At 43.0% G+C, this 13,838-nt stretch carries 15 protein-coding genes; 14 read left to right on the top strand and 1 reads right to left on the bottom strand.

The features are described from left to right. Positions 1 to 55: 55 nt before the first annotated feature. The 7 genes from EL140_RS06135 to EL140_RS06105 all read left to right on the top strand — a co-directional run bounded on the left by EL140_RS06135 (position 56) and on the right by EL140_RS06105 (position 5,947). Positions 56 to 934, top strand: coding sequence for a phosphate ABC transporter substrate-binding protein PstS (locus EL140_RS06135; RefSeq protein WP_000746362.1), 879 nt, complete (start codon positions 56 to 58; stop codon positions 932 to 934). Beyond that, positions 934 to 1,851, top strand: coding sequence for a phosphate ABC transporter permease subunit PstC (gene pstC / locus EL140_RS06130; RefSeq protein ID WP_001070944.1), 918 nt, complete (start codon positions 934 to 936; stop codon positions 1,849 to 1,851). Before EL140_RS06135 ends, pstC begins: the two co-directional genes overlap by 1 nt. Further along, positions 1,841 to 2,725, top strand: a complete 885-nt coding sequence (gene pstA / locus EL140_RS06125; protein ID WP_000543050.1) for a phosphate ABC transporter permease PstA — start codon at positions 1,841 to 1,843, stop codon at positions 2,723 to 2,725. The genes pstC and pstA overlap by 11 nt, the downstream gene beginning before the upstream one ends. Positions 2,726 to 2,735: 10 nt before the next feature. Continuing rightward, positions 2,736 to 3,539 (top strand): phosphate ABC transporter ATP-binding protein PstB, encoded by an 804-nt coding sequence (gene pstB / locus EL140_RS06120; RefSeq protein WP_000049851.1) that lies wholly within the window; start codon positions 2,736 to 2,738, stop codon positions 3,537 to 3,539. A gap of 12 nt (positions 3,540 to 3,551) precedes the next feature. Beyond that, a complete protein-coding gene (gene pstB, locus EL140_RS06115; RefSeq protein WP_001287328.1) occupies positions 3,552 to 4,310 on the top strand; it encodes a phosphate ABC transporter ATP-binding protein PstB in 759 nt (252 codons plus the stop codon). A gap of 11 nt (positions 4,311 to 4,321) precedes the next feature. Then, positions 4,322 to 4,975, top strand: a complete 654-nt coding sequence (gene phoU, locus EL140_RS06110) for a phosphate signaling complex protein PhoU (RefSeq protein WP_000946468.1) — start codon at positions 4,322 to 4,324, stop codon at positions 4,973 to 4,975. Between the two features lie 156 nt (positions 4,976 to 5,131). Continuing rightward, on the top strand, positions 5,132 to 5,947 hold the full coding sequence (locus EL140_RS06105) for an ABC transporter substrate-binding protein (protein ID WP_002874704.1): 816 nt from the start codon (positions 5,132 to 5,134) through the stop codon (positions 5,945 to 5,947). A 19-nt stretch (positions 5,948 to 5,966) separates the two neighbouring features. On the opposite strand, the gene EL140_RS06100 is transcribed toward EL140_RS06105, so the two are convergent. Further along, positions 5,967 to 7,238 (bottom strand): aminotransferase-like domain-containing protein, encoded by a 1,272-nt coding sequence (locus EL140_RS06100; RefSeq protein WP_000712273.1) that lies wholly within the window; start codon positions 7,236 to 7,238, stop codon positions 5,967 to 5,969. A gap of 145 nt (positions 7,239 to 7,383) precedes the next feature. Between EL140_RS06100 and budA the strand changes: the two genes are divergently transcribed. From budA to EL140_RS06065, 7 genes are all read left to right on the top strand, one after another. Continuing rightward, positions 7,384 to 8,115 (top strand): acetolactate decarboxylase, encoded by a 732-nt coding sequence (budA, locus tag EL140_RS06095; protein WP_000375405.1) that lies wholly within the window; start codon positions 7,384 to 7,386, stop codon positions 8,113 to 8,115. Positions 8,116 to 8,124: 9 nt separating this feature from the next. Beyond that, on the top strand, positions 8,125 to 8,877 hold the full coding sequence (locus EL140_RS06090) for a YhfC family intramembrane metalloprotease (RefSeq protein WP_000215875.1): 753 nt from the start codon (positions 8,125 to 8,127) through the stop codon (positions 8,875 to 8,877). Positions 8,878 to 8,988: 111 nt separating this feature from the next. Next, positions 8,989 to 9,894 carry a UDP-N-acetylmuramate dehydrogenase gene (gene murB, locus EL140_RS06085; protein ID WP_000111590.1) on the top strand — a complete coding sequence of 302 codons (906 nt, stop codon included), beginning with the start codon at positions 8,989 to 8,991 and terminating at the stop codon, positions 9,892 to 9,894. Between the two features lie 160 nt (positions 9,895 to 10,054). After that, positions 10,055 to 11,212: an ABC transporter ATP-binding protein gene (locus tag EL140_RS06080; protein WP_000742905.1), complete on the top strand. Its 1,158-nt coding sequence runs from the start codon at positions 10,055 to 10,057 to the stop codon at positions 11,210 to 11,212. Next, entirely contained in the window at positions 11,193 to 11,999 is an 807-nt protein-coding gene (locus EL140_RS06075; protein WP_000754115.1) for an ABC transporter permease, read from the top strand. Before EL140_RS06080 ends, EL140_RS06075 begins: the two co-directional genes overlap by 20 nt. Beyond that, complete coding sequence (locus tag EL140_RS06070) at positions 11,996 to 12,769, top strand: ABC transporter permease (protein ID WP_000712717.1); 774 nt, start codon at positions 11,996 to 11,998, stop codon at positions 12,767 to 12,769. The genes EL140_RS06075 and EL140_RS06070 overlap by 4 nt, the downstream gene beginning before the upstream one ends. Beyond that, on the top strand, positions 12,766 to 13,836 hold the full coding sequence (locus tag EL140_RS06065; protein WP_000737970.1) for an ABC transporter substrate-binding protein: 1,071 nt from the start codon (positions 12,766 to 12,768) through the stop codon (positions 13,834 to 13,836). The genes EL140_RS06070 and EL140_RS06065 overlap by 4 nt, the downstream gene beginning before the upstream one ends. The last annotated feature ends 2 nt before the right edge of the window (positions 13,837 to 13,838 follow it).

The following is a 13,838-nucleotide window of genomic DNA, read 5'->3' as shown; positions in this document are numbered from 1 at the left end:
TCAGGACAAACGGAAGAAATCAGAACATTTATCATTATGTTCAAGGAGAATAACAGTGAAAAAAAGAAAAAAGCTCGTCATGTCTCTTGCAGCTCTTTTGATGGCAGGTTCTCTAGCAGGATGCGCTAGCTGGATTGATCGTGGAGAATCCATGACAGCCGTTGGTTCAACTGCTCTTCAGCCTCTTGTCGAAGCGGCAGCAGATGAATTTGGTTCTAGAAACATCGGAAAAACAGTCAATGTTCAAGGTGGAGGATCGGGTACAGGCCTATCCCAAGTCCAGTCTGGAGCAGTTGACATCGGGAACTCTGACGTCTTTGCAGAGGAAAAAGAAGGAATCGATTCTTCAGCTCTGGTAGACCATAAGGTTGCAGTGGCTGGTCTTGCAGTGATTGTAAACAAGGAAGTGGATGTTGAAAATCTCACAACCGAGCAACTTCGCAAAATCTTTACAGGTGAAGTGACCAACTGGAAAGAAGTTGGGGGCAAAGACCTGGCAATTTCAATCATCAACCGAGCAGCAAGTTCTGGTTCAAGAGCGACGTTTGATACGGTCGTTATGAATGGCCAAGCGGCAATGCAGAGCCAAGAACAGGATTCTAACGGGATGGTCAAGTCTATTGTATCCCAAACCCCTGGAGCCATTTCTTACTTGGCTTTTGCCTATGTAGATGACTCCGTGAAAAGCATGAAACTGAATGGGTATGAACCTACGTCTGAAAATGTAACGACCAACAACTGGCCTTTGTGGTCTTATGAACATATGTACACACTTGGTCAGCCAAATGAGTTAGCTGCTGAATTCCTGAATTTCGTCCTCTCAGATGAAGCCCAAAATGGAATTGTTAAGGGCATGGGCTATATCTCTATCAATGAAATGAAAGTCCAAAAGGATGCTTCAGGTACCGTTACAGCAGTAGAAGGAGGTCAATAATGAATCAAGAAGAATTATCTAAAAAATTACTCTCTCCTTCAAAGAACTCTCGCCTTGAGAAGTTTGGTAAAGGTTTGACCTTCGCCTGTCTTTCTTTAATTGTCATCATTGTGGCGATGATTTTGATTTTTGTAGCGCAGAAAGGCTTGTCGACCTTCTTTGTCAATGGGGTGAACATCTTTGATTTCCTCTTTGGACAAACTTGGAATCCTTCAGGGAAACAATTTGGTGCCCTTCCGATGATTTTGGGCTCCTTTATTGTGACGATTTTATCAGCCCTCATCGCAACTCCTTTCGCTATTGGTGCTGCAGTCTTTATGACAGAAGTCTCACCAAAGGGTGCAAAGATTTTGCAACCAGCCATTGAACTCCTCGTCGGTATTCCTTCAGTCGTCTATGGATTTATCGGTTTGCAAGTTGTGGTGCCTTTTGTTCGTAGCGTCTTTGGTGGAACTGGTTTTGGGATATTGTCAGGGATTTTCGTTCTTTTTGTCATGATCCTACCAACTGTAACCTTTATGACAACAGACAGCTTGCGTGCTGTTCCTCGTCATTACCGTGAAGCCAGTTTGGCTATGGGAGCCACTCGTTGGCAAACCATCTGGCGTGTGACCTTGAAAGCAGCACGTTCAGGTATTTTTACTGCAGTGGTCTTTGGGATGGCGCGTGCCTTCGGTGAAGCCCTTGCTATTCAGATGGTGGTCGGAAACTCAGCAGTTATCCCAACCTCGCTAACAACACCAGCTGCGACTTTGACTTCTGTTTTGACTATGGGTATCGGAAATACCGTCATGGGAACGGTTGATAATAACGTTCTCTGGTCACTGGCCTTAGTCTTGCTCTTGATGAGTTTGGCCTTTAACAGTGTGATTAAATTGATTACGAAAGAAAGAGGAAAGAAAAACTATGCACGCTAAGAAATTAGATAAACTTGCAACAGCTGTCCTCTATACCATCGCGGGTATCATCGTTGCCATCTTGGCATCCTTGATTCTCTATATCTTGGTGAGAGGGTTACCGCATATCTCTTGGTCCTTCTTGACAGGGAAATCCTCCTCTTATCAAGCAGGTGGGGGTATCGGGATTCAGCTCTACAATTCCTTCTTCCTTTTGGTCATTACCTTGATCATTTCTGTTCCCCTGTCTATGGGAGCTGGCGTTTTCCTCGCTGAGTATGCCAAAAAAGGACCTGTGACCAATTTTATTCGTACCTGTATTGAGATTTTGTCTTCTCTACCATCAGTCGTAGTGGGTCTCTTTGGTTACTTGATCTTTGTAGTCCAGTTTGAGTATGGATTTTCAATCATTTCAGGTGCATTGGCCTTGACAGTCTTTAACCTCCCTCAGATGACTCGAAATGTTGAGGACAGTTTAAAACACGTTCACCATACGCAACGTGAGGCTGGTTTGGCTCTTGGAATTTCTCGTTGGGAGACTGTAGTTCATGTTGTCATTCCAGAAGCCCTTCCAGGTATCGTAACGGGTGTTGTCTTGGCATCTGGTCGTATCTTTGGTGAAGCAGCTGCTCTTATCTATACGGCAGGACAATCCGCTCCAGCCCTTGACTGGTCTAACTGGAATATCCTCAGTGTTACCAGTCCTATCTCAATCTTCCGTCAAGCAGAAACCTTGGCAGTCCACATTTGGAAGGTCAACAGTGAAGGAACCATTCCTGATGCTACTATCGTATCAGCAGGTTCTGCCGCCGTGCTCCTCATCTTTATCTTAATTTTTAACTTTGGAGCACGCAAACTCGGAAGCTATTTACACAAGAAATTAACCGCTGCCTAAAGGAGAAGCCATGTCAAAATATAACTGGGACGAAAAGCATATCATCACCTTCCCTGAAGAAAAAGTGGCCCTCTCTACCAAGGATTTACATGTTTACTACGGTAAAAATGAATCCATCAAGGGCATCGATATGCAATTTGAAAAAAATAAAATTACAGCCTTGATTGGCCCTTCTGGATCAGGGAAATCTACCTATCTTCGCAGTCTCAATCGGATGAATGATACCATTGATATTGCCAAGGTCACAGGTCAAATCCTCTACCGAGGGATTGACGTCAACCGTCCAGAAATCAATGTCTATGAGATGCGCAAGCATATCGGAATGGTCTTCCAACGTCCAAATCCATTTGCCAAGTCTATTTACCGCAACATCACTTTTGCTCATGAACGTGCAGGAGTTAAGGACAAGAAAGTACTTGATGAAATTGTAGAAACCTCTCTAAGACAGGCAGCTCTATGGGATCAGGTCAAAGACGACCTCCACAAATCAGCCTTGATGCTTTCTGGAGGTCAGCAACAACGTCTCTGTATCGCTCGCGCTATCTCTGTCAAGCCAGATATCCTATTGATGGATGAGCCTGCTTCAGCCTTGGATCCGATTGCGACAGCCCAGCTGGAAGAAACCATGTTGGAATTGAAGAAGGACTTTACCATCATCATCGTTACCCACAGTATGCAGCAGGCTGCGCGTGCAAGTGACTACACAGGATTTTTCTACTTGGGTGATTTGATTGAGTATGATAAGACATCCAATATTTTCCAAAATGCTAAGTTACAGTCAACCAATGACTATGTAACAGGACACTTTGGTTAGAAAGGAAACGGTATGTCAGAAGCGATTTTACAGGTGTCAGACCTGTCCGTTTATTACAATAAAAAGAAGGCCTTGAATAGTGTTTCCCTTTCTTTCCAACCTAAGGAAATAACAGCCTTGATTGGTCCTTCTGGATCAGGAAAGTCTACCCTGCTCAAAGCTATCAACCGCATGGGCGATCTAAATCCTGAAGTGACAACAACAGGATCAGTAGTCTATAATGGTCACAATATCTACAGTCCCCGCACCGATACGGTTGAATTGCGTAAGGAAATCGGTATGGTCTTTCAACAGCCCAATCCCTTCCCTATGTCTATCTACGAAAATGTTGTCTATGGGCTGCGTATCAATGGGGTTAAGGATAAACATGTTTTGGATGAAGCAGTAGAAAAGGCCTTGCAACGTGCTTCTATCTGGGATGAAGTAAAGGATCGTTTGCATGATTCGGCCATTGGTCTCTCAGGTGGACAACAACAACGTGTTTGTGTTGCTCGTGTCTTAGCAACCAGTCCGAAAATCATCCTCTTAGATGAACCAACTTCAGCTTTGGATCCTATTTCTGCAGGTAAGATTGAGGAAACCTTGTATGGTCTGAAAGATAAATACACCATGCTCTTGGTAACGCGTTCGATGCAACAAGCCTCACGTATCTCTGATAAAACAGGATTTTTCCTAGATGGGGATTTGATCGAGTTTAACGATACGAAGAAGATGTTCCTAGAGCCACAAAACAAGGAAACAGAAGATTATATTACAGGAAAATTTGGATAAGGAGTTGAATGATGTTACGATCTCAATTTGAAGAAGATTTGGAGAAATTGCATAACCAGTTCTATGCCATGGGACAAGAAGTGCTCTCGCAGATCAATCGTACAGTGCGTGCCTTTGTCACGCATGACCGTGATTTGGCAAAAGAAGTCATCGAAGACGATGCAGAAGTAAATGAATATGAAGTGAAGTTGGAAAAGAAATCATTTGAAATGATCGCCCTCCAACAACCTGTTTCGCAAGACCTTCGTACCGTCTTGACCGTTCTAAAGGCAGTTTCAGACGTGGAACGCATGGGAGATCATGCAGTGTCTATCGCTGAAGCGACTATTCGTATGAAGGGGGAGCAACGTATCCCTTCTGTTGAAGAAGAAATCAAAAAGATGGGACGCGACGTGAAAAACTTCGTTGAAGCAGCTCTAGATCTCTATCTCAACGGTTCTGTGGATCAAGCCTACGAAGTAGCGGCGATGGATGAAAAAATCAACCATTACTTTGATAGCATCCGTGATTTGGCTACAGAAGAAATTAAGAAAAATCCTGAAGCTATTGTTACAGGCCGTGATTACTTCCAGGTCATTTCTTTCTTGGAACGTATTGGAGACTACGCAAAAAATATCTGTGAATGGGTTGTTTACTTTGAAACAGGTAAGATTGTCGAACTATAAGAAACGGTTTAAATATACAGAAGAAAAGGCTGATTAAAATAAATCAGTCTTTTTTTTATGAAAAGAATTGTTTTACAATCAAAATCTCTAAAAGGGTTGACAACTATTTTTAAAAGAGTTATAATTATTCAGAATTAACAGAAAGGTCGTTTATTTATGAAATTTAAGAAATGGATATTAGTTGTGTGTAGCATGCTTGCCAGTGTGGTTCTAGTAGCTTGCCAGTCAGGTACGGATAGTTCCCAGTCTGCTGTGGACGCTATCAAACAAAAAGGAAAGCTAGTCGTTGCGACCAGCCCAGACTATGCGCCGTTTGAATTCCAATCCTTGGTAGATGGTAAAAACCAAGTGGTTGGTGCAGATATTGATATGGCTCAAGCGATTGCGGACGAGCTTGGGGTTAAACTTGAAATCTCAAGTATGAGTTTTGACAATGTCTTGACCAGCCTTCAAACTGGAAAGGCTGACTTGGCTATTGCAGGAATTAGTGCCACAGATGAAAGAAAGGAAGTCTTTGACTTTTCAATCCCTTACTATGAAAACAAGATGAGTTTCTTGGTTAGAAAAGCCGATTTAGACAAATACAAGGATCTTTCAAGCCTCGCAAGTGCCAATATTGCAGCTCAAAAGGGAACTGTTCCAGAAACCATGGTCAAGGAACAATTGCCAAATGCCCAGTTGATATCCTTGACTAATATGGGGGAAGCAGTCAATGAATTGCAGGCTGGAAAAGTGGATGCTGTTCATATGGATGAACCAGTGGCTCTTAGTTACGCAGGTAAAAACTCAGACCTTGTCGTTGCATCTGTTAACTTGACGATGAAAGATGGCGAAGCCAATGCCGTTGCTATCAAGAAGGATCAATCAGACTTGAAAGCAGTAGTAGATAAGGTTATCCAAAAACTAAAAGATGACGGAACCTATCAAACTTATCTTGAAAAGGCAGCGAAACTAACAGAAGTTGAACAATAAGAAAAAGCAGAGTTGGACTTTAATCTAACTCTGCTTTTATGTATTCTAATAGCTCTTCTAGATTTTCAAGAGTGACTTTGGCGAACTGATAAGGACAGGCGTCCAAATAAGCCTTCTCAAAAAAGTCTAGTTTGAGTGAGCTGTGTTTCAAACTGGCAATCTTAGGATAGTGTCTCAAATCAAGCAGAAGGCCATCGTGTAGAGGATAGTGGGGCAAGGGACAGGTATTTTTTTCAAGTACTTCCTTAATCTGAGCTTGATAGTTCTCTTGAAGGGTCAGTCTGGCCAATCGATTTTTTTCAAATAACTGGCTATCGATGTAAAGAGAAAGAGCCTTTTGCATGATAAGATTGCTGTCATAGTCCAGGATATTTTTGTAGGAAACAAAGGCCTCTTTTAGAGCATTTGGGAGAATGAGAGCGGTAATACGAAGGGCTGGGAAGAGACTTGTTGAGAAGGACTTGATATAAATGACCCGCTCCTCAGTATCCAGATAGTGGAAGGTTTGGCCCTTTCTAGGATCTAGGTCCCCTAGATAGTCATCCTCTACGATGTAAACACCATACTGGTTTGCTAGATTCAGAATAGCTCTTTTTTCCTGATCAGAGTAGGAATGACCTAGGGGATAGTGGAAGCGAGGAATGGTATAGAAAAACTTGATTTTCCCAGATTTGAACTGTTTTTCCAGTTCTTCAAGGTCAATGCCATCAATACGGCGTTCAATGGTCTGGTAGGTTAATCCCTGAGCGACCAAGAGGCGGTTCATTCGGTGATAGGTCGGCTGTTCGACCAAAATCTCAGCTCCCTCGCTCGGAAAGTTAATCTGAGAAAGGATAAAGAGAGCTTGCTGGGTACCAGATGTTAGAACCAGTTGGTCGGGTTTGCAGTAGAGGGCTTGGTTGAAAAGAAGTTGATGGACAGATTGTCTGAGGTCCTCAAGTCCTTCTTGGTTGTCATAGTAGTTGAAGAGGTAGTTTTCTCTTCCAATCAGTGTTTCATTGACACAGAGCCGAAAGTCGTCATAGGCACTGGCATGTTCGTCAGTGACTTCGATTTCCAAGTCCTGATGCCGCCCCTGTTCTAGAACATAATAGCCACTTTGGGGTTTGGCATAGAGGTATTGTTCATGGCGTAATTCCAGCAGGGCTCGTTGGATAGTGTCCTTGCTACAGTGGAAGTCTTGGCTCAGTTGACGGATAGAGGGAAGCCGGCTACCTGTTGGAAATTTTCCTGATTCGATACCTTTTTTGAGAAAGGAAACGACTGCTTGGTATTTACTTTCTTTCTTCATTCCAGACCTCCGTTGATTTTGTTACATTGTACCTTTTTTTTGACTCCTTTGCAATGGGAAAAGCATTTCTCCCTTTCACAACTAGGAGCAAATGTGGTATACTTAGAAAGTATGATGATTCATTGAAAAGAAGATAAGAAAGAGAATGGATAGAAAAGTGCAGGAACCGGTAAAATTATTTCAATACAATACTCTAGGTGCCCTAATGGCAGGTCTCTATGGTGGAACCATGACAGTAGGAGAATTGCTGGAACATGGTGACCTTGGTTTGGGGACTTTGGATTCGATTGACGGGGAATTGATCGTCCTTGATGGCAAGGCTTATCAAGCCAAGGGGTCTGGTCAAACGCCTGAAATCGTTGAAGTGGCAGCGGATGCCCTTATTCCCTATGCAGCAGTGGTTCCTCATCAGGCAGAAGTGATTTTCCGTCAGCGCTTTGAGATGACTGATAAGGAATTAGAAAAGCGGATTGAGTCCTACTATGATGGGGAAAATCTTTTTCGTTCCATCAAGATTCATGGCGAATTTTCACAAATGCACGTACGTATGATTCCTAAATCCACACCTGATACCAAGTTTGCTGATGTCGCGACACACCAACCTGAATATAGCCGTGAAAATGTATCGGGAACCATTGTTGGATTTTGGACACCGGAGATTTTCCATGGGGTGAGTGTTGCAGGCTACCATTTGCATTTTATCTCAGATGATTTGACCTTTGGTGGGCATGTGATGGACTTTGTTATCAAAGAAGGAATGATTGAGGTTGGGGCAGTCGACCAGTTGGACCAACGTTTTCCAGTCCAAGATCGCCAGTATTTATTTGCCAAATTTAACGTTGACGAGATGAAGAAAGATATTGATAAGTCAGAATAGGAGAAAAAGATGACAGTACATATTATCCTTACCATGATCGCTTTGGTTCTCATTCTAGTAAGTGGGACTTGGTATGCCAAAAAACGGTTTAAAATCTCTCTTGCAGTGATGGGCTTGGGGGCAATCGCATTTTTTGTTTCTTCTCAAGTGTTAGAGAAGATGGTTCACCTTCTGATACTCCATCCGCAAAAAGATGGAACCATTCCGCTTATGCAGGAGCAGCCTTTCTTATACGTCCTTTATGGGATCGCTATGGCAGCCCTCTTTGAAGAGACGGCTCGTCTTATCTTTTTTAAATGGTTGGAGAAAAAGAGAAAGCTAGAAGATCGAGATGCTTTGGCCTATGGTTTGGGACATGGGGGCTTGGAGATGCTCTATCTCGGAATGGGAAGCTTGATCAGTCTTTTGATTCTCTTTTCACTCATCCAGTCTTCAAATACTGATGTAGCCAATCTTCTTCCAAAATCTACGCTCGAAACGGTTCAGTCTCTTTCTGTATGGCAGGTTTATTTACTAGGAGTTGAACGTGTGCTTGCTCTGATTCTACAAATTGGTCTTTCCATCTGGGTCTATCAAAGTGTCCGTCAAAAGAAATGGATCTACCTCCTTGCTGCCTATGGTTTGCATGCCTTGTTTGACTTGGCTCCAGCCTTATCTCAGGTAGGATGGATTGCAAATCCGCTTTTAGTTGAGTTTATTCTTCTCGCAGAACTTCTAGCCTTTATCTGGCTGACAAAATTTACATTTTGGAAAAAATCATAAAAAGAGGGGTGACCTCTTTTTTTATGTAATGATAAAACAAGCTCTTTTTATGGTCGTCAAATGTCTCTAAAAATGGTATAATGGAATGAATTTTGAAAAAGGAAGAGTGACATGTCAGTAAAAGAAAAAATGCTTGAAATCCTAGAAGGAATCGATATTCGTTTTAAGGAACCTTTGAAGACCTATACCTATACCAAGGTTGGAGGTCGAGCAGATTACCTAGTTTTACCGCGCAATCGCTATGAGATGGCGCGTGTTGTTCAATTTGCCAATCAAGAGAATATTCCTTGGATGGTGCTAGGAAATGCCAGCAATATCATTGTTCGTGAAGGTGGAATCCGTGGTTTTGTCATCTTGTGCGATAAGCTCAATAACGTTTCGGTTGATGGCTATACCATCGAAGCAGAAGCAGGAGCCAACTTGATCGAAACGACACGTATTGCTCTCCGTCATAGTTTGACTGGTTTTGAGTTTGCTTGTGGGATTCCTGGAAGCATCGGTGGAGCTGTCTTTATGAATGCGGGTGCCTATGGAGGAGAGATTGCTCATATCTTGCAGTCTTGTCAAATTTTGACCAAGGAAGGGGAAATCGAGACCTTATCTGCCAAGGACTTGGCTTTTGGTTACCGCCATTCAGCTATTCAGGATTCTGGGGCTGTTGTTTTGTCAGCTAAATTTGCCCTAGCTCCAGGGAATCATCAGGTTATCAAGCAAGAAATGGACCGCTTGACGCACCTACGTGAACTCAAACAACCTCTAGAATACCCATCATGTGGGTCAGTCTTTAAGCGTCCAGTTGGGCATTTTGCAGGACAGCTGATTTCAGAAGCTGGCCTGAAGGGCTATCGAATCGGTGGTGTGGAAGTATCTGAAAAGCATGCCGGTTTTATGATCAATGTTGCTGACGGAACGGCCAAAGACTATGAAGACTTGATCCAATCTGTTATTGAAAAAGTCAAGGAACACTCAGGTGTCACTCTTGAAAGAGAAGTCCGAATCTTGGGCGAGAAGGAATAAGGTTGGGGGTTGAAAAATTGCTGCTATAACCATTGTAAAGGGGGTGAAAGCCTATCGTGAGTGAAGATGTATGTAGGCAGTTCAATCTCCTACACGAGGTGGTAGCGGCCTGACAGAGCCCTGATCTGTTAATTTATGAAAAAGAAGGAATTTATGACAATTGAAAAAACCAATTATTGAATTCAAAAACGTCTCTAAAGTTTTTGAAGACAGCAACACCAAGGTTCTCAAAGACATTAACTTTGAGTTGGAAGAAGGGAAATTCTACACTCTTTTAGGCGCATCTGGTTCAGGAAAATCAACCATTCTAAACATCATTGCAGGTTTACTGGATGCGACGACAGGGGATATTTTACTGGATGGGGTACGGATTAACGACATCCCAACCAACAAGCGAGATGTCCATACGGTCTTCCAATCCTATGCCTTATTTCCACATATGAATGTGTTTGAAAATGTTGCCTTTCCACTCCGCTTGCGTAAAGTCGACAAGAAAGAAATCGAGCAGCGAGTTGCGGAAGTTCTCAAGATGGTTCAGTTGGAAGGTTATGAGAAACGTTCTATCCGTAAACTTTCTGGAGGACAACGCCAGCGTGTGGCTATTGCCCGTGCCATCATCAACCAACCCCGTGTGGTCTTGTTGGATGAGCCCTTGTCAGCGCTGGACTTGAAATTGCGAACAGACATGCAGTATGAACTGCGTGAACTGCAGCAACGATTGGGGATTACCTTTGTCTTTGTCACTCATGATCAGGAGGAAGCCCTGGCTATGAGTGACTGGATTTTTGTTATGAATGACGGTGAAATCGTTCAGTCTGGTACACCAGTTGATATCTATGATGAGCCGATCAACCACTTTGTTGCCACCTTTATCGGCGAGTCCAATATCTTGCCAGGAACCATGATTGAAGACTACTTGGTCGAGTTCAATGGCAAACGCTTTGAAGCGGTCGATGGTGGGATGAAGCCAAATGAGCCTGTTGAGGTTGTTATTCGTCCAGAGGATTTGCGCATTACCCTTCCTGAAGAAGGCAAGCTCCAAGTTAAAGTTGATACCCAGCTTTTCCGCGGGGTTCACTACGAGATTATTGCCTATGACGAACTCGGTAATGAATGGATGATCCACTCAACTCGTAAGGCCATCGTTGGTGAGGAAATCGGTCTGGACTTTGAACCAGAAGATATCCACATTATGCGTCTCAACGAAACCGAAGAAGAGTTCGATGCTCGTATCGAAGAATACGTAGAAATCGAAGAGCAAGAAGCAGGTCTGATTAATGCGATTGAGGAGGAAAGAGATGAAGAAAACAACCTCTAAACTCTTTGTAGTGCCCTACATGCTTTGGATTGCCCTCTTTGTCCTCGCACCCTTGGTCTTGATTTTCGGTCAATCCTTTTTCAACATCGAAGGACAATTTAGTTTAGAAAACTACAAATCCTACTTTGCGTCACAAAATTTGACCTATCTCAAAATGAGCTTCAATTCAGTGCTCTATGCTGGGATTGTAACTCTAGTGACACTTCTTATCAGCTATCCAACAGCCCTCTTTTTGACTCGTCTCAAGCACCGTCAACTCTGGCTCATGCTGATAATCCTGCCTACATGGATCAATCTGCTCCTCAAGGCTTATGCCTTTATCGGGATTTTTGGTCAAAATGGCTCTATTAACCAATTTTTGGAATTCATCGGAATCGGTTCGCAGCAGTTGCTCTTTACGGATTTCTCCTTCATCTTTGTTGCAAGCTACATCGAGCTTCCCTTTATGATTTTACCGATTTTCAATGTCTTGGATGATATGGATAATAATCTGATCAATGCCAGCTATGACCTCGGTGCGACCAAGTGGGAAACCTTCCGCCATGTCATCTTCCCTTTATCGATGAACGGTGTGAGAAGTGGTGTTCAGTCTGTCTTTATCCCTAGTTTGAGTCTCTTCATGCTGACACGTTTGATTGGTGGGAACCGCGTTATCACCTTGGGGACGGCCATTGAGCAGAACTTTCTAACAAATGACAACTACGGTATGGGTTCAACCATCGGTGTGATTCTCATCCTGACCATGTTTCTCACCATGTGGGTGACCAAGGAAAGGAGAGAACGATGAAAAAATTTGCCAATCTCTACCTAGCCTTTGTCTTTATCATCCTTTATTTGCCGATTTTTTACTTGATTGGCTATGCCTTTAATGCTGGCGATGATATGAACAGCTTTACTGGTTTTAGCTTGAGCCATTTTAAAACCATGTTTGGTGATGGTCGTCTCATGTTGATCCTCACTCAAACCTTTTTCTTGGCCTTTCTATCAGCCTTGATTGCGACAGTTATCGGGACTTTCGGTGCCATCTATATCTATCAGTCTCGTAAGAAATATCAAGAAGCCTTTCTATCTTTTAATAATATTTTGATGGTTGCGCCAGACGTTATGATTGGTGCCAGCTTCTTGATTCTTTTTACCCAGCTTAAGTTTTCACTTGGATTTTTGACGGTTCTATTTAGCCACGTGGCCTTTTCCATCCCTATCGTGGTCTTGATGGTCTTGCCTCGTCTCAAGGAGATGAATGATGACATGATTCATGCGGCCTATGACTTGGGTGCCAGCCAATTTCAAATGTTCAAAGAAATCATGCTTCCGTACCTGACACCGTCTATCATTGCAGGTTATTTCATGGCCTTTACCTACTCGCTGGATGACTTTGCCGTGACCTTCTTTGTAACGGGAAATGGCTTTTCAACCCTGTCAGTCGAGATCTACTCTCGTGCTCGGAAGGGGATTTCGTTAGAGATCAATGCACTCTCTGCCCTTGTCTTTCTCTTTAGTATTATCCTAGTTGTTGGCTATTACTTTATCTCACATGAGAAGGAGGAGCGAGCATGAAAAAACTCTATTCATTTTTAGTAGGAATTGTAGCGATTATCCTTGTCTTGTGGGGAATTGCGACGCATCTAGATAGTAAAATCAACAGTCGAGATAGTCAAAAATTGGTTATCTACAACTGGGGAGACTACATTGATCCAGAACTCTTGGAGAAATTCACAGAAGAAACTGGAATCCAAGTCCAGTACGAGACCTTTGACTCCAACGAAGCCATGTATACCAAGATCAAGCAGGGTGGAACGACCTACGATATTGCCATCCCTAGTGAATACATGATTAACAAGATGAAGGACGAAGACCTCTTAGTTCCGCTTGATTATTCAAAAATTGAAGGAATCGAAAATATCGGTCCAGAGTTCCTCAACCAGTCTTTTGACCCGGGTAATAAATTCTCCATCCCGTACTTCTGGGGAACCTTGGGAATTGTCTACAATGAAACCATGATAGATGAGGCGCCTGAGCATTGGGATGACCTCTGGAAACCAGAATACAAGGATTCCATCATGCTCTTTGATGGGGCGCGCGAGGTGCTGGGACTCGGGCTTAACTCACTCGGTTACAGCCTCAACTCTAAGGATCCTCAGCAGTTGGAAGAAACAGTGGATAAGCTCTATAAACTGACTCCAAATATCAAGGCCATTGTGGCGGACGAGATGAAGGGTTACATGATCCAGAACAATGCTGCTATTGGTGTGACCTTCTCAGGAGAAGCCAGCCAGATGTTGGAGAAAAATCCTAATCTCAAGTATGTCGTTCCGACTGAGGCTAGCAATCTCTGGTTTGATAACATGGTCATTCCAAAAACCGTGAAAAACCAAGATGCAGCCTATGCCTTTATCAACTTTATGTTGAAACCCGAAAATGCTCTGAAAAATGCCGAGTATGTAGGCTACTCAACACCAAACCTACCAGCCAAGGAAATGCTCCCAGAGGAGACTCGTGAGGACAAATCCTTCTATCCAGACGCTGATACCATGAAACACCTAGAAGTTTATGAGAAATTTGACCATAAATGGACAGGAAAATATAGCGACCTCTTCTTACAGTTTAAAATGTATCGGAAGTAGGA

The organism is Streptococcus oralis ATCC 35037 (genome assembly GCF_900637025.1).
Lineage (GTDB): Bacteria > Bacillota > Bacilli > Lactobacillales > Streptococcaceae > Streptococcus > Streptococcus oralis.
Note: the sequence above shows the minus strand (reverse complement) of the source record. Positions and strands in the feature narration are given on the sequence as shown.

Excerpts from the sequence above, each read along its gene's own strand:
- phoU (WP_000946468.1), top strand. The coding sequence starts at position 4,322 with ATGTTACGATCTCAATTTGAAGAAGATTTGGAGAAATTGCATAACCAG.
- EL140_RS06075 (WP_000754115.1), top strand. The coding sequence starts at position 11,193 with ATGAAGAAAACAACCTCTAAACTCTTTGTAGTGCCCTACATGCTTTGG.
- pstB (WP_001287328.1), top strand. The coding sequence starts at position 3,552 with ATGTCAGAAGCGATTTTACAGGTGTCAGACCTGTCCGTTTATTACAAT.
- pstA (WP_000543050.1), top strand. The coding sequence starts at position 1,841 with ATGCACGCTAAGAAATTAGATAAACTTGCAACAGCTGTCCTCTATACC.
- EL140_RS06090 (WP_000215875.1), top strand. The coding sequence starts at position 8,125 with ATGACAGTACATATTATCCTTACCATGATCGCTTTGGTTCTCATTCTA.
- budA (WP_000375405.1), top strand. The coding sequence starts at position 7,384 with ATGGATAGAAAAGTGCAGGAACCGGTAAAATTATTTCAATACAATACT.
- EL140_RS06100 (WP_000712273.1), bottom strand. The coding sequence starts at position 7,238 with ATGAAGAAAGAAAGTAAATACCAAGCAGTCGTTTCCTTTCTCAAAAAA.
- EL140_RS06070 (WP_000712717.1), top strand. The coding sequence starts at position 11,996 with ATGAAAAAATTTGCCAATCTCTACCTAGCCTTTGTCTTTATCATCCTT.
- pstB (WP_000049851.1), top strand. The coding sequence starts at position 2,736 with ATGTCAAAATATAACTGGGACGAAAAGCATATCATCACCTTCCCTGAA.
- EL140_RS06065 (WP_000737970.1), top strand. The coding sequence starts at position 12,766 with ATGAAAAAACTCTATTCATTTTTAGTAGGAATTGTAGCGATTATCCTT.
- EL140_RS06105 (WP_002874704.1), top strand. The coding sequence starts at position 5,132 with ATGAAATTTAAGAAATGGATATTAGTTGTGTGTAGCATGCTTGCCAGT.
- murB (WP_000111590.1), top strand. The coding sequence starts at position 8,989 with ATGTCAGTAAAAGAAAAAATGCTTGAAATCCTAGAAGGAATCGATATT.
- pstC (WP_001070944.1), top strand. The coding sequence starts at position 934 with ATGAATCAAGAAGAATTATCTAAAAAATTACTCTCTCCTTCAAAGAAC.